General features: G+C 39.4%; 23 protein-coding genes and 1 other RNA gene. 7 read left to right on the top strand and 17 right to left on the bottom strand.

The features are described 5' to 3' along the window. Positions 1-17 precede the first annotated feature (17 nt). Entirely contained in the window at positions 18-1,337 is a 1,320-nt protein-coding gene (locus JL001_RS12225; RefSeq protein WP_200976347.1) for an AarF/ABC1/UbiB kinase family protein, read from the bottom strand. 6 nt (positions 1,338-1,343) lie between these two features. Continuing rightward, a complete protein-coding gene (locus tag JL001_RS12220; RefSeq protein WP_200976346.1) occupies positions 1,344-2,009 on the bottom strand; it encodes a TetR family transcriptional regulator C-terminal domain-containing protein in 666 nt (221 codons plus the stop codon). Positions 2,010-2,166: 157 nt separating this feature from the next. Between JL001_RS12220 and JL001_RS12215 the strand changes: the two genes are divergently transcribed. Beyond that, positions 2,167-3,501, top strand: coding sequence for a S41 family peptidase (locus tag JL001_RS12215; RefSeq protein WP_200976345.1), 1,335 nt, complete (start codon positions 2,167-2,169; stop codon positions 3,499-3,501). A gap of 80 nt (positions 3,502-3,581) precedes the next feature. On the opposite strand, the gene hisIE is transcribed toward JL001_RS12215, so the two are convergent. The 13 genes from hisIE to JL001_RS12150 all read right to left on the bottom strand — a co-directional run bounded on the left by hisIE (position 3,582) and on the right by JL001_RS12150 (position 15,328). After that, positions 3,582-4,187: a bifunctional phosphoribosyl-AMP cyclohydrolase/phosphoribosyl-ATP diphosphatase HisIE gene (gene hisIE, locus JL001_RS12210; RefSeq protein ID WP_200976344.1), complete on the bottom strand. Its 606-nt coding sequence runs from the start codon at positions 4,185-4,187 to the stop codon at positions 3,582-3,584. Between the two features lie 50 nt (positions 4,188-4,237). After that, entirely contained in the window at positions 4,238-4,993 is a 756-nt protein-coding gene (gene hisF, locus JL001_RS12205) for an imidazole glycerol phosphate synthase subunit HisF (protein ID WP_200976343.1), read from the bottom strand. A 6-nt stretch (positions 4,994-4,999) separates the two neighbouring features. Continuing rightward, positions 5,000-5,719 carry a 1-(5-phosphoribosyl)-5-[(5-phosphoribosylamino)methylideneamino]imidazole-4-carboxamide isomerase gene (gene hisA, locus JL001_RS12200; protein WP_200976342.1) on the bottom strand — a complete coding sequence of 240 codons (720 nt, stop codon included), beginning with the start codon at positions 5,717-5,719 and terminating at the stop codon, positions 5,000-5,002. A 2-nt stretch (positions 5,720-5,721) separates the two neighbouring features. After that, a complete protein-coding gene (gene hisH / locus JL001_RS12195; protein WP_200976341.1) occupies positions 5,722-6,306 on the bottom strand; it encodes an imidazole glycerol phosphate synthase subunit HisH in 585 nt (194 codons plus the stop codon). Positions 6,307-6,552: 246 nt separating this feature from the next. Then, positions 6,553-7,335, bottom strand: a complete 783-nt coding sequence (locus JL001_RS12190; protein ID WP_200976340.1) for a phenylalanine 4-monooxygenase — start codon at positions 7,333-7,335, stop codon at positions 6,553-6,555. A 235-nt stretch (positions 7,336-7,570) separates the two neighbouring features. After that, positions 7,571-8,590: a bifunctional 3-deoxy-7-phosphoheptulonate synthase/chorismate mutase gene (locus tag JL001_RS12185; RefSeq protein WP_200976339.1), complete on the bottom strand. Its 1,020-nt coding sequence runs from the start codon at positions 8,588-8,590 to the stop codon at positions 7,571-7,573. 3 nt (positions 8,591-8,593) lie between these two features. Further along, positions 8,594-9,370: a tryptophan synthase subunit alpha gene (trpA, locus tag JL001_RS12180; protein ID WP_200976338.1), complete on the bottom strand. Its 777-nt coding sequence runs from the start codon at positions 9,368-9,370 to the stop codon at positions 8,594-8,596. A 78-nt stretch (positions 9,371-9,448) separates the two neighbouring features. Beyond that, a complete protein-coding gene (gene trpB, locus JL001_RS12175) occupies positions 9,449-10,627 on the bottom strand; it encodes a tryptophan synthase subunit beta (RefSeq protein WP_200976337.1) in 1,179 nt (392 codons plus the stop codon). 36 nt (positions 10,628-10,663) lie between these two features. Next, complete coding sequence (locus JL001_RS12170) at positions 10,664-11,293, bottom strand: phosphoribosylanthranilate isomerase (RefSeq protein WP_200976336.1); 630 nt, start codon at positions 11,291-11,293, stop codon at positions 10,664-10,666. A 2-nt stretch (positions 11,294-11,295) separates the two neighbouring features. Then, on the bottom strand, positions 11,296-12,114 hold the full coding sequence (gene trpC / locus JL001_RS12165; protein WP_200976335.1) for an indole-3-glycerol phosphate synthase TrpC: 819 nt from the start codon (positions 12,112-12,114) through the stop codon (positions 11,296-11,298). A gap of 9 nt (positions 12,115-12,123) precedes the next feature. After that, a complete protein-coding gene (gene trpD, locus JL001_RS12160; protein WP_200976334.1) occupies positions 12,124-13,134 on the bottom strand; it encodes an anthranilate phosphoribosyltransferase in 1,011 nt (336 codons plus the stop codon). Between the two features lie 94 nt (positions 13,135-13,228). Then, a complete protein-coding gene (locus JL001_RS12155; RefSeq protein ID WP_200976333.1) occupies positions 13,229-13,795 on the bottom strand; it encodes an aminodeoxychorismate/anthranilate synthase component II in 567 nt (188 codons plus the stop codon). Positions 13,796-13,915: 120 nt separating this feature from the next. Beyond that, on the bottom strand, positions 13,916-15,328 hold the full coding sequence (locus tag JL001_RS12150) for an anthranilate synthase component I family protein (RefSeq protein ID WP_200976332.1): 1,413 nt from the start codon (positions 15,326-15,328) through the stop codon (positions 13,916-13,918). A 373-nt stretch (positions 15,329-15,701) separates the two neighbouring features. On the opposite strand from JL001_RS12150, the gene JL001_RS12145 reads away from it, so the two are divergent. Next, complete coding sequence (locus JL001_RS12145) at positions 15,702-15,929, top strand: hypothetical protein (protein WP_200976331.1); 228 nt, start codon at positions 15,702-15,704, stop codon at positions 15,927-15,929. Between the two features lie 12 nt (positions 15,930-15,941). On the opposite strand, the gene JL001_RS12140 is transcribed toward JL001_RS12145, so the two are convergent. Then, the gene (locus JL001_RS12140) at positions 15,942-16,235 is read right to left on the bottom strand and encodes a hypothetical protein (RefSeq protein ID WP_200976330.1); all 294 of its coding nucleotides are present in this window, start codon (positions 16,233-16,235) and stop codon (positions 15,942-15,944) included. A 138-nt stretch (positions 16,236-16,373) separates the two neighbouring features. Here JL001_RS12140 and ffs point away from each other — a divergent pair. The 4 genes from ffs (at position 16,374) to JL001_RS12120 (ending at position 18,331) form a co-directional block, all read left to right on the top strand. After that, positions 16,374-16,464, top strand: an RNA gene (gene ffs / locus JL001_RS12135) — signal recognition particle sRNA small type. A 110-nt stretch (positions 16,465-16,574) separates the two neighbouring features. After that, positions 16,575-17,234 (top strand): fructose-6-phosphate aldolase, encoded by a 660-nt coding sequence (fsa, locus tag JL001_RS12130; RefSeq protein ID WP_192007326.1) that lies wholly within the window; start codon positions 16,575-16,577, stop codon positions 17,232-17,234. Positions 17,235-17,423: 189 nt separating this feature from the next. Next, positions 17,424-17,627, top strand: a complete 204-nt coding sequence (locus tag JL001_RS12125) for a fructose-6-phosphate aldolase (protein WP_192007328.1) — start codon at positions 17,424-17,426, stop codon at positions 17,625-17,627. A gap of 5 nt (positions 17,628-17,632) precedes the next feature. Further along, positions 17,633-18,331 (top strand): cell division ATP-binding protein FtsE, encoded by a 699-nt coding sequence (locus tag JL001_RS12120; protein WP_192007333.1) that lies wholly within the window; start codon positions 17,633-17,635, stop codon positions 18,329-18,331. Between the two features lie 11 nt (positions 18,332-18,342). Here JL001_RS12120 and JL001_RS12115 read toward each other — a convergent pair whose 3' ends face one another. Next, a complete protein-coding gene (locus tag JL001_RS12115) occupies positions 18,343-19,236 on the bottom strand; it encodes a flavin reductase family protein (protein ID WP_200976329.1) in 894 nt (297 codons plus the stop codon). A gap of 154 nt (positions 19,237-19,390) precedes the next feature. On the opposite strand from JL001_RS12115, the gene JL001_RS12110 reads away from it, so the two are divergent. Then, positions 19,391-21,280, top strand: coding sequence for a 7TM diverse intracellular signaling domain-containing protein (locus tag JL001_RS12110; RefSeq protein ID WP_200976328.1), 1,890 nt, complete (start codon positions 19,391-19,393; stop codon positions 21,278-21,280). The last annotated feature ends 226 nt before the right edge of the window (positions 21,281-21,506 follow it).

Raw genomic sequence — 21,506 nt, 5'->3', positions numbered from 1 at the left:
GTAGGACTGGCCATTTTTCATACCAACCACTTGGGCTTAGTCGTACTTACTTTAGCCTGAAGCTGATTGAGTAGACTGTACAAACCAAAATAAGTCCTGTTGACATAAAGTCCATGCCTAGACCCTCTGGCCTGTCTGGATTTTTTAAACATTTTATCATTGGACACCCGGTCACTCAGCTCAAAAATCTGATCAAAGTAACTATCATCAGCAAAATCAAAACTGTCTTGATGAAAAGGTCTTCCGATTAAGGAAATCATTTCCTTGAAAATAGCTTTAAAGAACTGTTTTTCTTCTTGACTGTCTTTATCAGAAATAAACTCCAAATCATAAAAAATCTTATCCAATTCTTCTTTATTCGCTACCAAGTCCCTTTTGATCAAGCTAAAATAGCCCTGATAAAAATCTTCCGGAATCACCTTAACACAACCAAAATCAATAATCCCTAAATCACCACTATCCAGTATAATAAAATTCCCTGGATGAGGATCAGCATGTACCTGCTTCAGCTCGTGCACTTGATGATGATAAAAATCCCATAAAGCCTGACCTATTTTATTCCTTTCTTTTTGAGATGGATTAAGTAACAACCACTCTTTGATGTGATTCCCAGATAGCCAATCCATGGTAATGACTCTCTCACTACTCAAGTCTTCATAATACTTAGGAAAAGCTAAATGAGGAATATGTGAGCATTCAGCAGAAATTTCCTTGGATCTTTTTACTTCCAACTCATAATCCGTCTCCTCCACTAAACGTTCTTCCACTTCAGCCAGGTAATGACTCAACTCTTTGTCACTGATATTTAACAGTCTCAAAGCAAAAGGCCTTACCAATTTCAAATCAGAACTGATACTGTCTGCAACCCCTGGATATTGGATTTTCACGGCCAATTTCTTTCCATCCAGTTTTGCTTGGTGAACTTGTCCTATGGATGCTGCATTCACTGCCGATCTGGTAAATTGGTCAAAGATAGATTCGGGAGATTTTCCAAAATACTTTTGAAATGTCTTCACCACCAAGGGGTAGGACAATGGCGGTGCGCTATATTGGGCCATCGAAAATTTTTCTTGGTAGGCTCTAGGTAGTAAATTCTTGTCCATTGACATCATCTGTGCCACTTTCAATGCACTTCCTTTGAGCTCGCTCAATGAAGAATAAATGTCCGTAGCATTGTCATTATCCAACTCTTCCCTAGATATTTTTGGATCAGCAATTCGCTTTGCATAATGCTTTACATAATTCCCTCCAACCTTTGCTCCAGTCTTAATGAACTTTGCCGCTCTTTGTACTTTTCCAACGGGGATTTGCCCTTGTTCTTTTCTTTCCACGGTCATCTTCTCTTATTTGGACTGATACAAAAACTTGGCAAAATCGACAAAAGTGTCCAATGCACTTTTCCCCATAAGGTCGAAGGCAAGGTTGACAGACTTCTCTATAGCTGCATCCGTTCGTTCAAAACCTTCAGAATGATCATTTACCCAAAACCGAAAAACAAACAGCACTTGCAACCATATTGCCTCATCATATTTCTCACTGATATAGGGTCTTGAAGCAATCTCTTCCTGCTCCTCACCTTGCTGTAAAATTGTTTTGGCAAATTCCTTAAAGTCCTGTCTAAAACCTCCCAATTCTCTTGGGAGAGAGCCCTTTGGTAATTTACCTGCCCCATAAAGAGCCAAAAAGTAACTCCTATTTTTTTTCAATTCTTCAATCCAAGTGTAGAAGAAAGCCAAAAGCTTTTCCCTAGCACTATAGTCTTGATAGACATCCTGCCCGTTTAAAATGATAACTGTATCTTCAAAAACGGATTGCCAAATGGCTCTTTTTACCCCAACGAAACTGGAAAAAAAGGCATAAAAATCAACCTCTTTCAGCTTGATACTTTGTGTGAACTTAAACACAGATACTGGCTCTTTGCCATGTTCCAGAAGGTAAGTTTTGTAGCTCTCAATGATTTTGGCTCGTTTATCAACTTTGGTAGTTCTTTTTGCTGCTGTTTTTTCCATGGTCATATTTGGTTAACTCCTTTATTAACAAGCAAAAGCCAAAGTAGGTTTTACCTTTCCTTGTTTATTCTAAAAATTCATCAATTTTTCGCTATTTCCTTAAAATCAAACTAACTAATGGTAGATTTACGTTTATAAAAGAACTTGATTCGACAATATGAAAAACACAGTCTTCAACTTTAAACCATTTCTTCTTTTAGCGGCCGTTTTTGGATTGGTCACTTTTTCCTGTCAGGATGATCCAGGCACCCCTTCTGAAATAGCCTATCAGGTCAAGACTGGAATTTTTGCCAGTATGCACGAATGGTATTTTTGGAACGACGAACTACCTGAAGGAATTGATTTTAATTCATACAGTTCTTATGAGGACCTATTGGAAGCTTTAAAATATCAACCTTTGGACAGGTGGTCATATATAACCACCCGAGAGGATTTTGATAAAGCTTTTACGGGGCAAAATAGCGGCCATGGTTTTGGATGGGCAATTGATGCAAATGATAACTTGTTCCTCGCCTTTGTGTATGAAGATTCTCCAGCTGGAAAAGACGGATGGCAAAGAGGCTGGAAAGTCTTGGAGATTAATGGCAAACCAGTTTCCGACTATAAAACAACAAGTGGATACAGTATTTCCTTAGGCCCTTCAGAAACGGGAATCAGCAACACTTTCAAATTTGAACTACCTGATGGAAGCACCACAACTCGGACCAACATAAAAGATGAATATCAATCCAATTCGGTTCTATACAAAAATGTTTTTGACATTGATAGTAAAAATGTAGGCTACTGGGTGTACAATAGTTTCAAAGCTACCGCAGGTATCAGCCCAACCAAAAGCGTAGAGGTAGAAGAAACACTTGATTACTTTGAGAATGAAAACATCGATGAATTGATTATCGACCTTCGATACAATGGTGGCGGATCTGTGGCTGTGGCAGAACAAATTATGAACAGGCTAGTACCTGCAGCTGGCAATGGAAAGGTCATGTACACCAATAAGCACAATTCCAACAAAACAGAGTTTGATGAAGCCACCAATTTCACTAAAAGCGGCAATATTCAATTGGACAGAATTTTCTTTATTACAGCAGGGGGATCCGCCTCTGCTAGTGAATTGACCATCAACTGCCTAACGCCATACATGGAAGTTATTTTAGTGGGTTCAAATACCTATGGAAAACCAGTAGGCGCATTCCCACTTTCTTCTTACAATAAAATACTCAAAGAAAACAATGTAGAATTAGTTCCTATTACTTTTTCCACGGCCAATGCCAATGGAACTGCAGATTATTATAATGGGTTTCCAGTGAATTATAAGGCATCTGATGGGATTTCAAAAAACTGGGGAGACGTAGAAGAACCAAGATTAAAAGCTGCATTGAACTATATATCCACGGGAAGCTTCCCCGCAGGAGAACGAACTATAGTCAAAGAGCCCTTATGGAATATGATCGACGACTTTGAAGGCTTGCAAAAAGAGTTTCCTGTGTATTAATTTAAAAAAGATGCCTCGTGGTAAAGTCAATAACAAAACCGCAAGGCATCCTTTTACTATTACTTATATATGTCTTCTTTTTATTTTTTATGCCTTTCAATAAGCACGTCCATTACTTCATCCAATTCGTAACCTTTCGCTTCCAAAAGCACCAAATAATGGAACAATAAATCAGCAGCTTCTCCCATAAATAATCCCTTATTGTCATCTTTGGCTTCAATGACAATTTCCACAGCTTCTTCTCCTACTTTTTGGGCTACTTTGTTGATCCCTTTAGCAAACAAAGAAGCAGTATAGGATTGGTCTGATGGGTTGTTTTTACGGTCTTTGATAATACTTCTTAGATGGTCAATAAAGGCCGTTTTTGATTTATTATCTTCTTTAAAGCAAGTATCAGCTCCAGTATGACACACAGGACCAACAGGTTCCACCTTGATCAATAAAGTGTCCTGATCGCAATCCAATAAAATTTCTATTACATTCAAAAAATTACCTGAAGTTTCCCCTTTGGTCCACAGCCTTTGTTTGGTACGACTAAAAAATGTCACCTTTCCCGTATCTTGGGTTTGTTTCAGTGCCTCTTCATTCATATACCCCAGCATCAACACTTTATTGGTGTTGGCGTCTTGGATGATGGCCGGAACCAAACCATTTACTTTTTCAAAATCTATCTTTAACTCTTCCATTATTCATTACCTGTCCTAACATGCACAGGCCTTTTTTTTTCGATTCAAAATTAAATTCTTGTACTAACTCCCTCTTCGGCCAAATATCTTTTCAAATCAGGAATGCCAATTTCTTTAAAGTGAAAAATACTGGCCGCCAGCGCCGCTTCTGCTTTTCCCGCAGTAAACACATCTTTAAAGTGCTGCATGTTTCCTGCTCCACCTGAGGCAATCACCGGAATACTCAAAGATGAGGATATTTCACTGGTCAAGTCATTGGCAAAACCTGCCTTGGTCCCATCATGATCCATGCTGGTCAGTAGGATTTCTCCAGCTCCTCTTTCTGCCACTTCCTTGGCCCATTCCTGAGTTTTCAATAGAGTTGGCTTTCTTCCTCCATGTGTATGAACAAAGTCAATTCCATCAAGACTTCTGGTGTCGATCGCTACGACTATGCATTGACTACCAAACTCAGCCGCCATCTCATTGATCACTTCAGGCCTTTTTACAGCCGCGGAATTGATACTGATTTTATCAGCTCCAGCGTTTAAAAGCACCTTTACATCTTCCACCGTGGAAATCCCTCCTCCAACTGTAAAAGGAATATTGATCGCCTTAGCCACCCGGGTAACAAGCTCGACCAAAGTTTTTCGTTTATCTACAGTCGCCGTAATATCCAAAAACACCAATTCATCCGCTCCTTCATCTGAGTAAACCTTGGCCAACTCCACCGGATCTCCTGCATCTCTCAAGTCCACAAAATTAACCCCTTTGACAGTTCTGCCCTCCTTGATATCCAGGCACGGTATAATTCTCTTTGTCAACATAAGCGCTTAATTCACAAATTCAGCAAGTTGTTCCAATGCAATTCTTCCTTCATAGTACGCCTTACCTACTATGGTACCATACACTCCTATTTTCTGCAACTCCTCCAAATCTTTCACCTCGGAAACCCCACCACTGGCTATCAGTTGAATTTCTGGAATTTCTTGAAGGATCTCTTTGTATAAATCCACTGAGGGACCTTGAAGCAAGCCGTCTTTGGCCACGTCGGTACAAATCACATACTTGACACCTTTGGCATGATAATTCTTAATAAAATCTATCACATCTGCCTCAGTAGTTTCCTCCCAACCACTAATGGCTATTTTACGGTCTTTTGCATCAGCCCCTAAGATGATTTTCTCTGAGCCAAAGCTTTCGAGCCAACCCTCATATAAAGTTGGATTCTTTACAGCTATGCTTCCTCCTGTTACTTGTGAAGCACCTGCATCAAAAGCCATTTTGATTGTTTCCTCAGATTGTACGCCTCCACCAAAATCCACTTTTAAGGATGTGTTGGTAGTAATCTTTTCCAATACGGATCTATTGACAATTGTCTTGGCTTTTGCTCCATCCAAGTCTACCAAGTGTAATCTCCTGATGCCTGCCCCTTCAAACTTTTTCGCAATTTCTAATGGGTTGTCAGCATATTCTTTTTTCTGTCCATAATCACCTTGGGTCAAACGGACACATTTGCCCCCAATAATATCAATAGCTGGAATAATTTCCATGATTATAAATTCAAGAAGTTGGTTAATATTTTTTGACCGGAAAGGCTGCTCTTTTCCGGATGGGCCTGCATTGCATAATAATTATCCTTATGCAACAAGGCACTAAAGTCCTCCAAATAATGGGTGCTGGCTATGGTATATTCAGGATGGATTTCGGCAAAGTAACTATGGACATAATACACATAGTCAGTTTCATCCAATCCATTTAGCAGTGGACTTTTAAGTTCTTGGAGATTGTTCCACCCTACATGAGGCACCTTGTCCAAAGGAGGGAATTTCTTCACCTTGATCGGAAAAATTCCCAAACAGGTAGTGTCATTTTCTTCCGAATACTCACAGAGCAGCTGCTGTCCCAAGCAGATCCCAAAAAAGGGTTGCTTAAGTTCTTTGATCAACTGATCTAATCTTCTTTCCCTGAGGTATTTCATGGCAGAACTGGCCTCTCCCTGTCCTGGAAAAATCACCTTATCCGCCTTTTTGATTTCTTCCACATCATCGGTCAATTTTGCGTTGACCCCCAAACGTTCCATCGCATATAACACCGACTGCACGTTTCCGGAATTATATTTTATAATGGCTACATCCATTGAATTTCTATAAGCTAAAAAGCTAAATAGACCTCTAAGTCCCAAAGGATACTTCGAGGTCTATTGCTTTGGTTTGTAATTTTTTGATCTGCTCTTTGAAAGCTTTTCTAACTCCCATTTTCAGAATACCAAAATTAAACATTATTCCCTATTTATGAAGGTATTCTTGAGGCTATTTGGCAAAGGAGAAATTTTTCAAAATTTCAATGAAACCATTTCAAAATTGATCTCCTTACCAAGACCTCCCTAATCCACTGAGGAATTGGCCAATTCCTCTTCCAAAACCCTCTCGATTTCAGGAATAGATTGGTACAATTGCTCATAACTTTCAATCACAAAATATTTATCCTGGAATTTATCTTTCCAGTAAGCTGTCTGCATGATTTTTCTGACATCATACTCAATATGGGTAGGTTCATCAGAAAGGCTAAACTTGGTTTCCCCAGCAGAACTAAGTATTCCGGCACCATAAATTTTCAATACCCCATTTTCCCGGATCAAACCAAATTCAATGGTAAACCAATAAATTCTTGACAGTAAATGGATGGCCCATTTATTATCAATATACTTCAAAGCAATCCCACTTAAATCTTCCAAAAAGTCAACATAAGGCTGGTTGGTGAGCAAAGGCATATGAGCAAAAGCATCATGAAACATATCTGGTTCTTCCAAGTAATCCAGCTGTTCCATCTTCCTCAGCCAAGTGGAAGATGGGAAACGCCTATTTCGCAATAGGCCAAAGAATAGGTCATCATCGATCAGCCCAGGCACTACCTGCACACTCCACCCGGTCGTTTCTCTAAGTTTTTCATTTACTTCTGCAAAATTGGCAATCCTATCTGAGCCAAAGTTAACGGCTTTTATTCCATCCAAATAAGCTTGAGAAGCTGCTTTGGGAAGGTTGATAATCTGTCTCTCGTAAAGGATTTTCCAAACTTCAAAGTCCTCTGAAGTGTAAGCACCATAATCTTGATGCATTTCCTGTAACCTGGGATCCTGAAATACCCAATCTGCTGATTTTCCTGTCATCTTATATCTGGGTTTGTTCTTACTAAATTTACGTTAAATATTTTGTCTGGTTATGAAAGCAAAAAGGCCTAATCCAAAATTGGATTAGGCCTTAAATATTCCTTATAGTAATGCACACAGCGTTACACCTAATCCTTGAAGGGAAGGAAATGGTAATAGTAGCTATGATATTTTACTGTTGACTGCTTCATTATGAGTGACAAATATAAGTATTCACCTTTTCAAAACCAATAACTTACAATAAATCAAAGGTTTTTCTCATCGCAAATGTTTGTCGAATTTGACTTGTCAATTGGGCACTTTGTGCGAAATTCAAGGTTTGTTGACCATCAGAGTAGGCTTTTTCTGGAATTTCATGCGCTTCGTAAATAATACCATCAGCCCCTGCCATCACGCCAGCCAAAGCCATTTGATGCACAAATTTCCTGATGCCAATTCCATGAGAAGGGTCCACCACCACTGGCAAATGAGACTTATCCTTCAAGATAGGCACAGCATTGAGGTCAAGGGTATTTCTACTGGCTTTTTCATAAGTTCTAATTCCTCTTTCACACAAAATCAATTTCTCATTCCCACCGGAAAACACATATTCTGCTGACTGAAGTAATTCTTCAATAGTTCCTGAAATCCCTCTTTTGATCATCACTGGTTTATCCACCTTGCCCAATTCATCTAGTAGGTTAAAGTTTTGGGTATTCCGGGCACCTACCTGAAAAACATCCACATAATCCAGCATTTCTTCAATTTGGGAAACCTGCATTACTTCAGTAATGATTTTGATCCCAGCTTCACTGGCCAATTTATGCCATAACTTTAAACCATCAATTCCCAATCCACGAAAGGCATAAGGGCTACTTCTTGGCTTATAAACCCCGCCCCGCATTATTTTGATATTATTTTCTTTCAGGTGGTCTATAACCTTTACAATCTGCTCCTCACTCTCTATCGAGCACGGCCCAGCCATTACGGCCATATCCCCTTCTTTGATAAACACCCCATCACCAAGATCAATGGAAGTTGGTTTTACTTTCCACTTTTTTGAAACCAATTTGTAGGCATCAGAAACAATATGGATATCTTGGATCCCTTCATGGTGACCAAATTTCCTAATGTCAAATTCAGAACTACCAATTCCCACGAGGTAAGTTCCTTCTTGGGTATTCACCTCTGTGATCTTGTAACCTATTTGATTAATTTCATTGATCAAACTTTCTTTTTGATTTTCAGAAATATCCGGTTTTACTTGTATAATCATGGCTTAAGCTTGTTTTACTCCCTGAATAAAAGTTTTTATATCTTGTTTGAGGTTCTTGGCATCTCTAAGCACTTTTATAAAAGCACTTCCAATGATCGCTCCATTACTATAAGAAGATGCGGTCGCAAAGGTCGCATGGTCTGAAATCCCAAAACCTATCAATCTAGGATTTTCCAATTCCATAGCTTTCACTCCTTCGAAATAGGCGATTTGTTCCTCACTGATGCCTGATTTGGCGCCAGTAATGCTATGGGAAGAAACCATATAAATGAACCCATCTGACTGCTTATCAATTTCCCTGATTCGAGTCTCACTGGTCTGAGGTGAAATCAGAAAGGTATTTCTCAAGTCATATTGATCAAACAATTCTTTATAATCTTCCTGATACTGTTGAATAGGAAGGTCAGGAACAATCAGTCCATCTACCCCCACTTCCTTGCATTTTTGGCAAAAAGCCTCCACTCCATACTGCATAATGGGATTCAAATACCCCATCAATACTACAGGAATGGAAATTTTATCGCGCATATTTTCCAGCTGGCTAAACATTTTTTTCATGCTCATTCCATTTTCCAACGCAACTTTATTGCTTTCCTGAATAGTTGGTCCATCGGCAACAGGATCGGAGTATGGCATGCCAATTTCTATAATATCAGCCCCGGCTTCTTCAATTCCCTCCATTACTGTGATGGTATCTTCCAGTTTTGGAAAACCTGCTGTAAAATAGATGGAGAGTATATTTTCTTTTTTCTTTTGAAATAAATTATCTATTCGATTCATGATGTCTGTTTGGTTAAAGGTGATTAGTAATAAGGCGACTGTTGCCTTTACTGATTGCCCAATATTTTCATGGCCATACTAATAACCTCCCCACTTAATATAGGTATCCAAGTCTTTATCTCCCCTTCCTGATAGATTCACTACAATTATATCTGAAGAATTGAACTTTACCTGCTTCAAAGCTGACAAAGCATGGGCAGATTCAATGGCCGGAATGATCCCTTCCAATCGGCTCAACTCAATCCCAGCTTTCATTGCGTCTTCGTCTTCAACTGCATAAAACTCTCCTCTACCTGAATCAAATAAATGGGCATGGACCGGTCCAATCCCCGGGTAATCCAAACCAGCAGAAATAGAATGAGGCTCTATTACCTGACCATCTTCCGTTTGCATCAACAAGGTTTTACTGCCATGCAAAACCCCAGAAGTACCCAAAGCTGTTGTTGCGGCGGACTTGCCCGAAGAAACGCCCAAACCAGCAGCTTCTACAGCCACCAACCTCACTTCTGGAGTATTGTAATAGTGATAAAAGGCTCCAGCAGCATTGCTTCCTCCACCCACACAGGCAATCACCAAATCAGGGTTTTCTCGACCTTCCTTTTCCTTTAACTGGTATTTAATTTCCTCACTGATGACAGATTGAAACCTGGCTACCATTTCAGGGTAAGGGTGTGGGCCTACTACAGAGCCAATGATATAGTGGGTGTCCACAGGGTTATTGATCCACTGTCGCAGGGCCTCATTGGTCGCATCTTTGAGCGTCTTGCTACCAGAAGTTGCTGGAACTACTTTTGCGCCAAGGATTCTCATTCTTTCTACATTGGGTTTTTGACGCTCCATGTCTATCTCGCCCATATAAACCGTGCAGTCCATTCCCATAAGGGCACAAACCGTCGCTGTGGCCACTCCATGCTGACCAGCGCCAGTCTCAGCTATGATTCGCTTCTTCCCTAGTTTCTTGGCCAAAATAATTTGACCAACAGTATTGTTGACTTTATGGGCTCCTGTATGACACAAATCCTCCCTTTTCAGGTAAATTTTTGCACCATATTTTTCAGAGAGTCTTTCCGCAAAATACAACGGTGTTGGCCGCCCTACATAATCCCTCAATAGGTGATGAAACTCCTTTTTGAATTCATCAGATTGAGTAATCTGCTCGTAATTATTTTTGAGTTCTTCTACATTCGGGTAAAGCATCTCGGGGATATAAGCTCCTCCAAACTTACCATAGAACCCTTTTTCATCTACTTTTATCATAATACTTGCGATTATGCCCTCAGGCAAATATTTTCTTTAATGACCGCTTCTGAGTTCGGTCACAAATGTTTTAATTTTCATAATGTCCTTTAAGGCCGGTTCAATTTCAAACTTTGAATTGATATCAACTCCTGCCATTTTTGCCACTTTCTTTTGCAGCTCCAAAATCGATGTGGAACTCTTATCGTCAATCCCTCCACTTAGCAGAAACGGCTTATCCAAAGGATATTCTTCTAATACTGACCAGTCAAACTTCTTACCTGAGCCACCAAATTTTTTCGTTTGGGTATCAAACAAAAAGTATTTCACATAAGATTGATAAGGCTGAAGAACTTCCCAGTCAATATCAGCCTCCACCCTAAAAACTTTGATAATGCCTGCCTTGGACCTTTCTGACAACGTCTTCACAAAACCAAAATCTTCGTCGCCATGTAGCTGAATATAGGATAGACCATGAGTTGTCTCCATCTCCAAAATCTTCTCTATGGTATCATTGACGAAGACTCCCACCTTTTTAACCTTTGACGGGCTAATCATCTGGCTTTCCTCCTTTACATACCTAGAAGATTTTGGATAGAAAATCATCCCCATCAAGTCCGGATTCACCTCCTCCACCAGCTCCTTCACATTTTCCGGATCACGCATCCCACAAACTTTGATCAACATCCTTATACTGCTTGCGTATTGAAATCTGGACTTAGGTCCTTGAACTTGCTCATAAAGTTGTAGGCTGCTTGGTGAGGCCTAATGGATTTCATAAAATTCTCACCAATGAGAAAACCATCAAATCCTGCCTCTTTTAACTCCACCAATGTTTTAGGGTCTGAAATACCACTCTCTGAGATCTTCACAAAATCAGAAGGAATTTTATTTACCAATCCAAAAGAAGTGTCCAATGAAACGTCAAAGGTCTTCAAACTTCTATTGTTCACTCCTATCAAATCCAAATGTTCATTGACAGAGCGATCAAGCTCCTCTTGATCATGCACTTCCATCAATACCTCTAAACCAAGTGAATGGGCAAAGGAAGCCAACTCAGACAATCTGCTTGGCTCTAATGCTGCTGCAATCAAGAGAATACAATCTGCACCAATTGATTTTGCTTCAACGATCTGGTACTCATCCACCACAAAGTCCTTCCGTAGAATAGGGCAAAAATTGAACTTTCTTGCTGTGGTCAAGTCTTCATTTGAACCACCAAAAAACTCCTTATCGGTTAAAACGGATAAGGCTGAGGCTCCAGCCTGCATATAACCAATACTGGTCTTTTCCACAGAGGCTGAACTGTTGATCATCCCTTTTGATGGAGACTTTCTTTTAAATTCAGCTATGATGCCCGTTTTATCTGGGCGTGTCACATACTTCTTCATGGACACCACTTTGCTTTCAAAGAAAATACTTCTTTCTAACATCTTTACCGGAACCAAACTTTTTCGCTCAGCTACCTCTTCCCTTTTATGGGCAATTATTTTATCTAAAATATTCATGATTAGAAATTAGGCTAATGAAATGGACTTTTTAGGACTAACCAAGGCTTTAAACTTTTCCAGTGCCTTGCCACTTTTCAGTGACTCTTCCGCTTTGGCAATGGCTTCTTCAAAACTGAGGTTTTGGTCAGCTGTACATAATGCGGCCGAAGAATTGGCAATGACAACTGCATTCTGTTCTTTGGACCCCTTTCCTGTCAATATATTCTGGAAAATCTTGGCAGAGTCTTCAATGGTTTTTCCTCCCTCTATTGAACTTGCAGTAATTTTGGGCAAACCGATTGATTCAGGAGAAATCAACCGCTCTCCTTGATTGGAAATCATTTTAAAATCTCCAGTCAAGGAGATCTCGTCATATCCATCCAATGCATGAAGAATACTGAAGTTGACATTATTATTTTGATACAGATAACCATAGAGTCTCGCCAACTCTAAGCTAAACACGCCCACCAGTTGCTTTTTGGGGAAACTCGGATTCACCATTGGCCCCAGCATATTGAAAAATGTTTTCACACCCAATTCCTTACGAATAGGTCCTACATTTTTCATGGCAGGGTGAAAAAGTGGAGCATGCAAAAAACAAATTCCTGCTTCATCCAGGTTTTTTCTGATCACATCCAGGTCATTAGTAAAACTATAACCAAATTGTGCTAACAAATTGGACGAACCACATACTGATGAAACACCGTTATTTCCATGTTTTGCCACATTCTGCCCTGCACCTGCTACTACAAAAGAAGACAAAGTCGAAATATTAAAAGTATCCTTTCCATCACCGCCAGTTCCACATAAATCCATCGCATCATATTCGGCTATTTCCACAGGAATACATAATTCCAGCATGGCTTCCCTAAATCCTTCAAGCTCTTCCACCGTTATGCTTCTCATCATGTACACCGTCATGAAAGCGGCCATTTGGCTCTGGTTGTATTGGCCAGAAGTGATCTTTTTTAGGATTTCCTTGGCCTCAGACTTATTGAGCGTTTGGTGCTCAATAAGGTGATTTAAGATTTCTTTCATAATCTATTCATTTACTTAGAAGCATCATACTTCTATATATTTACTATGGTTGTTGTCGTTTAATAAGGTAAGTTAATGATTAACAGAGAAAAGATCACCCTTTAATCCAATTCAAAACAATCTGTTTTCCATGCTCTGTCAAAACACTTTCGGGATGAAACTGCACACCTCTTACTTTATACGCTTTATGCCTCACTGCCATGATCTGGCCATCCGGGGTTTTGGCAGTAACTTCAAGTTCTTCCGGAAGCGTTCCTTCATCTATCACCCAACTATGGTACCTTCCTATCTTGAAGGAATTGGGAATCCCTTCAAAAAGAAGATCTGGCTGAACCTTTACTTCAGAAGCAACTCCATGTACTACCTCAGTCAGGTTGTTCAAACCACTCCCAAAGGCTTCACCTATGGCCTGATGCCCTAAGCACACTCCCAAAATATCCTTTTCACTGGCATATTGCTTAAGTAGCTCAGGCATAATACCTGCATCTGCTGGCACCCCAGGACCTGGGGAAAGTAAAATTTTATCGTAGGCAGCCACATCCTCAACTTTGATTTTATCATTTCTAAAAATGTCCATCTGACCCCCATAACCTAATTCCCTGATGATGTACACCAGGTTATAGGTGAATGAATCATAATTATCTAGTACTAGTATTTTCATATTTTGTATCTGAAAGCTTGAAGGCATCTACCTAAACCAATGGCCCAACGGATTCCTTCAAAATTATTTCACTTTTTCCTATGCTATTCTTTTTTCTCCTTTAGCGAGAGATATATCCATTTATACTTCTTCAGCAGCCTTAAGCGCCACCCTAAGCGCTTCCAACTTATTGGCCACTTCCTGCAGTTCACTTTCTATGGATGACTTGGCAACCACGCCCGCTCCGGCCTGGAACCTTAACTTGTTTTTCTGAGAGACAAATGATCGGATCAAAATGGCATGGTTGAAATCACCATTAAAACCCAAGAAGCCAATAGCTCCACCGTAAAATGTCCTACTCGTACTTTCCAGTTCATCGATCAACTCCATAGCTCTATACTTTGGTGCTCCGGAAAGTGTCCCCGCTGGAAAAGTATCAGCTACCAGTTGAAGTGGATTGGCAGACGCAGGCAGCACACCTGTCACTTTGGAAACCAAGTGGATCACATGAGAATAATATTGGATTTCCTTGAACACTTCTACTTCTACCTTTTCAGAAGAGCGGCTCAGGTCATTTCTGGCCAAATCCACCAACATCACATGTTCAGAGTTTTCCTTTGGGTCATCATAAAGCTTGGTCGCTAACTCTGCATCAGCTTGATCATTCCCTGTCCTTTTAAACGTTCCTGCGATAGGATAAATCGTTGCCTTTCTTCCTTTTACCACTATCTGGGCTTCTGGAGAGCTACCGAAAACTTTGTAAGATCCGTAGTCAAAGTAAAACAAGTAAGGTGAAGGGTTGACAGATCTCAGGGCTCTGTAAACATTGAATTCATCTCCTTTAAACCCGGTGGTAAATGATCTTGATAGGACAATTTGAAACACATCCCCCTTGAAGCAATGCTCCCTCCCTTGGCGAAGGATATCCAAAAACTCATTGTCTGTATAATTGGAAGTTTCCTCTCCGTCCAACTTAAAAGAATAAGTAGGTATGTTTTTGTTGTTAAGCAGGGTTTCAATTTGTTTGATACTCCCATCTCCTTCACCATTGATATGATGATCAAAAATATGTAACTCATTTTTGAAATGGTCTACCACAATCACATTCTTATATACCGCATAGAAAGCCTGAGGTACGTCTGACTCCTTGGTATTTTGCAACTTGATATCTTCAAAACTTCCCACAGTATCATATTGCATATAGCCAAAAAGTCCATTGGAGATAAACTTAAAATTGGTCTTTTCTTCATCAAATCTACTTGAAAAAGCCCTCAATCTGTCCACCAATTTTTCACCTGCTTCAAGCTGGTATGTTTCTTTGGACCCTTCTGGAAAAGTTTCATTGACTTCATTGCCGTTAAATGAAAAAGTAGCCAGAGGGTTAAAACAGATATAAGAATAACTGTTTTCATGCCCGTGGTAATCAGAACTTTCCAACAAGATAGGATTCTTAAACTTATCCCTTACTTGCAGGTAAATACTCACAGGTGTAATCGTATCTGCAAGTAGTTTTTTATACCTGGTTTTGATCTTAAAATTTTGTTTTGTGTCCATGGTTAATATTGAAAATAAAATAAAAAAGGCTTACCGGGGAAATCCAGCAAGCCTCATTATGTATGTTTTCGTACTCAGTTTTAGGCAATAGCAAGCTGTTCTTCCCGATCAAGAAGTTCTGTATGCCACCACCAATATTGAGTATGATTTTGTTTCATGTTTTTCACGTTAGGCAAATATATAAAGGCATTTTATTTACAAAAAATATTTATGATAAAAATTTCAGGCAAGCCCAAACAAAACCTAATCCAAAAGACCTAATTTTAAATCAAAAACCATAGCAGGATCAATTACGGAATATTTTCACTAAGTACATTTTTGATTTGGTAGATAAAAAAACCATTACCTTTGTAGTAAAACACACCACATCCTTATGGCTGCAGTAGCAAAATACTTTAAGAGGACTTTCGATGATTACAAAGTTCTGGTTCAGGTAAATCCAGAAGACTTTACTGGCATCGAACTGATCATTCATCCTTCCGGAAAAATAGAAAAGACCACCATGGAATTCGATGAAGAAATCTATGATGATCTTGAAGTAGATGAATTTGAGCCTTGCAGCCCATTGGAATTTAATCTTTATCTCAAAGGCCTTGGTTAATCACAAAGTAATCTATTGCATTTCACTTTCAACAGGCTCCTTTTTCTGGTGCCAGTAAGTTGGCAACTCTTTTTCCTCCAACTTCACCAATCGGCTATTCTCAAAAGTCACCAAAATATAAAAACGGTCATCCCGAACTACTCGGTAAGTTTTCTGTCCATCCTCCAACTTACTGATAACTGCATCATTGTGCCGTTTCAGGAAATCGCTTTCCTCCATTCCAATTTCATATTGAGTAGATTTTTGGAAACTGGCACATCCACCAAGTATTAATCCAAAACCGATTATTAAAAGTAATCTCTTCATAATTTCATTTTCTAGTACATGATAAGTAAATCAAGAATATTGCCAATTTTTTCTTTTTGATTCCTAAGCTATTACCCAAAATCCAAAGATATTTTTGGTGCTAGCTTTGCAAAGGCAAGTTTTTGAAGTACCTTTGTACTCAAGCGGCACGACCAGCTCCTGTCAAATCCCCCAGGTCCGGAAGGAAGCAAGGGTAGACGGTTGTAGCGGTGCGATGCCGCTTCTTTTTGCCTCCTCTAATAAATGTCAAAATTACATTTATTATTTTTGATCAAGTTTCAAAATAATCGCCTAACTTTACGATCCATATTCATTCGAAACCAAAAAACCGTTTTACAAATGAAATTCTTTATTGACACAGCCAACCTTGATGAAATCAAAGAAGCATATGATTTAGGGGTATTGGACGGTGTAACCACCAATCCGTCATTGATGGCCAAAGAAGGCATCACCGGTGATGAAAATGTTAAAGCTCACTACAAGGCTATCTGTGACATTGTGGACGACAAGGTAAGCGCAGAGGTAATTTCTACTGACTTTGAAGGAATGATCAAAGAAGGTAAAGAGCTTGCAAAAATTGACGATAAGATCGTAGTGAAAGTTCCTATGATCAAAGATGGTGTAAAGGCCATTAAATATTTCAGCAATGAAGGTATCAGAACCAACTGTACCTTGGTATTCTCTCCAGGTCAAGCCATCTTGGCTGCCAAAGCTGGTGCTACTTATCTTTCTCCTTTTATCGGAAGATTGGATGACATCGCTTTTGATGGTCTGGATTTGATCGAGCAAATCGTTCACATCTACCAAAACTATGGTTATGACACCCAAGTTTTGGCCGCATCTGTAAGACACACCATGCACTTAATCAAATGTGCAGAAATTGGTGCTGATGTGGTAACTTGCCCATTGAATGTAATCACAGGCTTATTGAACCATCCTTTGACTGATGCTGGTTTGGCCAAATTCTTGGCTGACCACGCAAAAGCAGCTGGTAAATAAACCAATTCAACATTATATTTTTCCACCAACCTGTTTCCTCTTTGGAGGCTTTTAAGGTTGGTGGTTTTTTATTTCCTATTATTTGCAATTTTACAAATTAGGATTTTCCGCTTTTCTTAATAGAATATTTTTTTCTGAGGACGTTATAATTTAAATTTCGCTTTCTTTTATTCATCTTAAAATTCATGTATGTATATCATTAAGGTCAAAGGCAAGGCTAAAATCCCTGATTATATCCAGATTAGAGACGAAAACTTTGTGCTGGTCGCCTATTTTAGGGCTGATCGTCCCCTTAAAAACCTTGAAAAGTTTGGCTTGGAAGGCAAGAAAGATGAAATGGAAACTTTGATCAAGGAACTTCCTTTTGGTAAATTACAAAAGCTAGAATTATAAAATATATGGTATTCTCCAATGACCCAGTGGTCCGTTTACATAAAGCCTGCATCTTCCAAGGAATTACAGCCATATTGCAAGATGTTACTTTTCAAATTGAGAAAGATGAATTTGTATTTTTAATCGGAAGAACTGGAAGCGGAAAAAGCTCCCTGCTAAAAACCCTTTATGCTGACTTGCCTTTAAAAATGGGTCAAGGCAATATCGTAGGGTACAACCTGACTGATGTCAAGACCAAAGAAATTCCTTACCTGAGAAGAAAACTTGGCATTGTTTTTCAAGACTTTCAGCTTTTCACTGACCGTACTGTAGCAGAAAACCTCTACTTTGTCATGAAGGCTACTGGATGGAAAGATAGATCCAAAATGAAAACCAGAATGGTTGAAGTCCTGATGAGAGTGGGGCTTGGAGGTTCAGCCACCAAAATGCCACATCAGTTGTCAGGAGGAGAACAGCAGCGGGTGGTCATTGCCAGGGCCCTTTTGAATGAACCTTCCATTCTATTGGCTGATGAGCCAACAGGAAATCTTGACCCAGAAGTAGCAGATGGTATTTTTAAGCTTTTTCAGGAAATCAATAAACAGGGCACGGCAGTATTAATGGCCACTCATAACCATGAGCTCCTCAAAAAATACCCCTATAGGATTCTAAAATGTGAAAAAGGAAGACTTTTGGATTCTAAGACTTCTGACGTTTTAGAATAAGCTGACTATAATCAATAATGTTGCAGCAATACTTTCCATGCCTCCTCAGTCTTGCCTTCTTGGAGCAGCTCTTGGGCGTATTCGTGCAAATGGAAAATTAGGCTTTCCTCATCATTTTGAAAACGGATACGTATTTCCTCCATTTCACTCAATTCTCCGTATAAATTGACTTCTTCTTCAGAAGGTAGCATTTCTACATTTCCCAATTTACCCAAATCATTACCTGTCAACACTACACTGTACCTGATCTTATCGGGTATCTGATCAACACCTATCCCCCTGTTTTTGACGGGTTTTTCAATTTCAAAAAGCGAAGCACCATTTGCTCGGCAATACCAATTCCCTCCCATTCTTGCCACCGCATCTAGCTTAAAAGGGTCTATCTTTCCTTTCTCATCCAAAATCAGTTCATCGAAATGTCCCAAAACAATTTCGCAAACCACCAAATTGGCTGCCCCGCCTTCCTCTCCCAGGGAAATCACTTCTTTCACCTTGCATTCAAACGCCACTGGCGCTTCCTTAACCCTTGGAGGAGCTACCAACTTTGATGTTACTTCTGTCAGTCCTGCCTTTTGAAATTCATTGATTCCCTTTTCATATTCCGTACTGGCCAGAGACATCTGTTCAACCATGGCATAATTCACAATATTGATAACTACCTCTGGCACCTCCAGGACATTCTCTAAACTGTGTTTGGTGGTATTGTCTCTCACCCTCCTCGATGGAGAGAATACCACTACTGGAGGATTGGAACCAAAGGCATTAAAAAAACTAAATGGACTCAAGTTGACATTCCCGTCCCGATCGACTGTACTTACAAAGGCTATAGGTCGAGGCACGATGGCCCCTAGCATATAAGCATGAAATTCTCCTACTGAAACTTCACCGGGTTCAACTGTTTTCATATCCTATGGCGTTTACATTTAACCCCCTTCCTAAAAAGAGCGTATTAAAAAACAAAGCGTTACATAAATATTTAACTTTGACCGTCTTTTTCCAACAAATAGTAATTATTTTACTTATGCTGGAATCTATCAATAACCCTATTCTCCCAAAATAATGATTAAGAAGCTGATTTTTTCCATTTCGATTTTATTCTTGTTTGGAATACTCTCCACTTCCCTTGCTCAGCGGATATCGGGAAGTTCTACACTCAAGATAGATGACAATTTGGACGAAAGAATATTCTCTATTTCGCAGCTGGAATTTTTCGAAGACACCACCAACAACCTTGGTTTTGAAGACATTATCCGACCAAGATTTCAGGGGAATTTTAAGATCAGACCAGCCTTTTCAAAAAACGATTTTGATATTGAACACACTTATTGGGTAAAGCTTTCCATTGACAAAACTCCAGAAAGCGAAAAAAAATGGCTGATGGAATTCTATGATCAAACCATGGATTTTGTGGAAGTCTTTGCTCCCAGTGAAGACGGCACTTACCAGAATATCCTAATGGGAGATGCTCTTCCCTTTCAGACCAGAAACTTCAGACACAAGAATTTTGAGCTAATATTGGACAATAATAATTCTGGAATATCGAATTACTATGTGAAGATCCGATCAAGCCAAAAAGCAGATATTCGGATAGCCATCCGATCTGTCAACCGCTTCATATACTATGCCCTGAATGAGTATTTCGTATATGGTATTTTTTATGGAATGATTGCCATCATCGGCCTTTACAATTTATTGGTTTATACAGCTGTTAGGGAAACCAAATACCTATACTATACTTTTTATTTGGTCAGCGTGGGAATTTATGCCATGTGTGTGGATGGAATAGCCTTCCAATACCTTTGGGCCAATTTTCCCAAATGGAACCAAATAGCCAATGGAGTATTTAGTTATTCAATTGTGCTGTGGGCCATTTTGTTTTCTATCAAATTCCTCAATACAAAATACCGGTCCCCTAAAATCCATTTGGCTCTTCATGCTATTCTGATTGCTAAATCCGTACTGTTTCTGGTTGCTCTCTTTTGGGACCACAAGCTGTTTGAGATCAAGTATTATGATATCATTCCGTTCTTCTTTATCTTTTTTGCTAGTATCTACATCTGGTCAAGGGGCTATAAAGTGGCTCGTTTCTTTGTAATTGCCTATGGAGTACTCTTTGTTGGTGTGGTGGTAAAAGTATTGGTCAATGCAGCCATCATTCCTCATGCTACCCTAATTTATTACAGCTTGCACTTGGCTTTCCTTTTGGAAATGCTTCTTTTGACTTTTGCCTTGGGCGACAGAATCCGCATCCTTAAAAACAATAGGGATCGAGCGCTAAAAAGATCCATTAAACAGATCGAAATCAACTATGCCCTGAAAGAAAAGGTCAACCGGGAACTTGAGATCAAAGTCCAAGAAAGAACCCAAGAGTTGGCCCAAAAGAATAAGCTTCTAGAAGATTATAACCATCAACTGATGGAAAAAGATGAAGAGATAAAAAGGATAAATTCGCTTTTGGACAAGGACAATTGGAAACTAAAAAGCAGTATCAAGGCTTCTTTTCAGGCTAGACTAAACAACAAGTTGCTTTCATATGATGAGTTCAAAAAAATCTTTCCCGACCAATCTGCCTGCTATCGCTATTTAGAGGAATACAAATGGGGCAAGGGCTTTACATGTAGGCATTGCAGCAACACCAAAAGCTCGAAAGGCCCCAAGCTTTTTACAAGGAGATGTACCAAGTGCGGCCACATTGATTCCGTTACAGCTGGAACTATATTCCACGGTGTCAAATTCCCTTTGGAGAAAGCTTTTTACATCGCTTATGATCTAATTGCAAATACTGAAAAACAAACCTTAGACCAACTTTCTGAACTCTTAGACCTTAGGAAGAATACGGTCTGGAATTTTAGAAAGAAAACTAAACTCCATATTGAAGCCAGCAACTTGGAAAATCCCCATTGGCATGATATTTTGATGATGGAGGAAGAAAAAGAAAAAGCAAAATAAACCTTCTAAAAAAAGGATCCAAACTTAAAAACACACCTAACCACTTACTACTAGTATTTTTGTGTGATACTCACCTTAAAAAACGGCCTTTATTGCTCATTAAAGTCTTTTTTATTGATACTCTTATGGGAATTTTCTTTGTGTTTTGACACCCTAAACTGTCCATAAATGAGCATGATTTTCACTTTTTTTGCACTTGATTTTTTTCTTTACCCTACCTTTTCAA

This window comes from Echinicola sp. 20G (assembly GCF_015533855.1).
Taxonomy (GTDB): domain Bacteria; phylum Bacteroidota; class Bacteroidia; order Cytophagales; family Cyclobacteriaceae; genus Echinicola.
This window is presented reverse-complemented; position numbering and strand designations above follow the sequence as displayed.

Excerpts from the sequence above, each read along its gene's own strand:
- JL001_RS12225 (WP_200976347.1), bottom strand. The coding sequence starts at position 1,337 with ATGACCGTGGAAAGAAAAGAACAAGGGCAAATCCCCGTTGGAAAAGTA.
- JL001_RS12220 (WP_200976346.1), bottom strand. The coding sequence starts at position 2,009 with ATGGAAAAAACAGCAGCAAAAAGAACTACCAAAGTTGATAAACGAGCC.
- JL001_RS12215 (WP_200976345.1), top strand. The coding sequence starts at position 2,167 with ATGAAAAACACAGTCTTCAACTTTAAACCATTTCTTCTTTTAGCGGCC.
- hisIE (WP_200976344.1), bottom strand. The coding sequence starts at position 4,187 with ATGGAAGAGTTAAAGATAGATTTTGAAAAAGTAAATGGTTTGGTTCCG.
- hisF (WP_200976343.1), bottom strand. The coding sequence starts at position 4,993 with ATGTTGACAAAGAGAATTATACCGTGCCTGGATATCAAGGAGGGCAGA.
- hisA (WP_200976342.1), bottom strand. The coding sequence starts at position 5,719 with ATGGAAATTATTCCAGCTATTGATATTATTGGGGGCAAATGTGTCCGT.
- hisH (WP_200976341.1), bottom strand. The coding sequence starts at position 6,306 with ATGGATGTAGCCATTATAAAATATAATTCCGGAAACGTGCAGTCGGTG.
- JL001_RS12190 (WP_200976340.1), bottom strand. The coding sequence starts at position 7,335 with ATGACAGGAAAATCAGCAGATTGGGTATTTCAGGATCCCAGGTTACAG.
- JL001_RS12185 (WP_200976339.1), bottom strand. The coding sequence starts at position 8,590 with ATGATTATACAAGTAAAACCGGATATTTCTGAAAATCAAAAAGAAAGT.
- trpA (WP_200976338.1), bottom strand. The coding sequence starts at position 9,370 with ATGAATCGAATAGATAATTTATTTCAAAAGAAAAAAGAAAATATACTC.
- trpB (WP_200976337.1), bottom strand. The coding sequence starts at position 10,627 with ATGATAAAAGTAGATGAAAAAGGGTTCTATGGTAAGTTTGGAGGAGCT.
- JL001_RS12170 (WP_200976336.1), bottom strand. The coding sequence starts at position 11,293 with ATGTTGATCAAAGTTTGTGGGATGCGTGATCCGGAAAATGTGAAGGAG.
- trpC (WP_200976335.1), bottom strand. The coding sequence starts at position 12,114 with ATGAATATTTTAGATAAAATAATTGCCCATAAAAGGGAAGAGGTAGCT.
- trpD (WP_200976334.1), bottom strand. The coding sequence starts at position 13,134 with ATGAAAGAAATCTTAAATCACCTTATTGAGCACCAAACGCTCAATAAG.
- JL001_RS12155 (WP_200976333.1), bottom strand. The coding sequence starts at position 13,795 with ATGAAAATACTAGTACTAGATAATTATGATTCATTCACCTATAACCTG.
- JL001_RS12150 (WP_200976332.1), bottom strand. The coding sequence starts at position 15,328 with ATGGACACAAAACAAAATTTTAAGATCAAAACCAGGTATAAAAAACTA.
- JL001_RS12145 (WP_200976331.1), top strand. The coding sequence starts at position 15,702 with ATGGCTGCAGTAGCAAAATACTTTAAGAGGACTTTCGATGATTACAAA.
- JL001_RS12140 (WP_200976330.1), bottom strand. The coding sequence starts at position 16,235 with ATGAAGAGATTACTTTTAATAATCGGTTTTGGATTAATACTTGGTGGA.
- fsa (WP_192007326.1), top strand. The coding sequence starts at position 16,575 with ATGAAATTCTTTATTGACACAGCCAACCTTGATGAAATCAAAGAAGCA.
- JL001_RS12125 (WP_192007328.1), top strand. The coding sequence starts at position 17,424 with ATGTATATCATTAAGGTCAAAGGCAAGGCTAAAATCCCTGATTATATC.
- JL001_RS12120 (WP_192007333.1), top strand. The coding sequence starts at position 17,633 with ATGGTATTCTCCAATGACCCAGTGGTCCGTTTACATAAAGCCTGCATC.
- JL001_RS12115 (WP_200976329.1), bottom strand. The coding sequence starts at position 19,236 with ATGAAAACAGTTGAACCCGGTGAAGTTTCAGTAGGAGAATTTCATGCT.
- JL001_RS12110 (WP_200976328.1), top strand. The coding sequence starts at position 19,391 with ATGATTAAGAAGCTGATTTTTTCCATTTCGATTTTATTCTTGTTTGGA.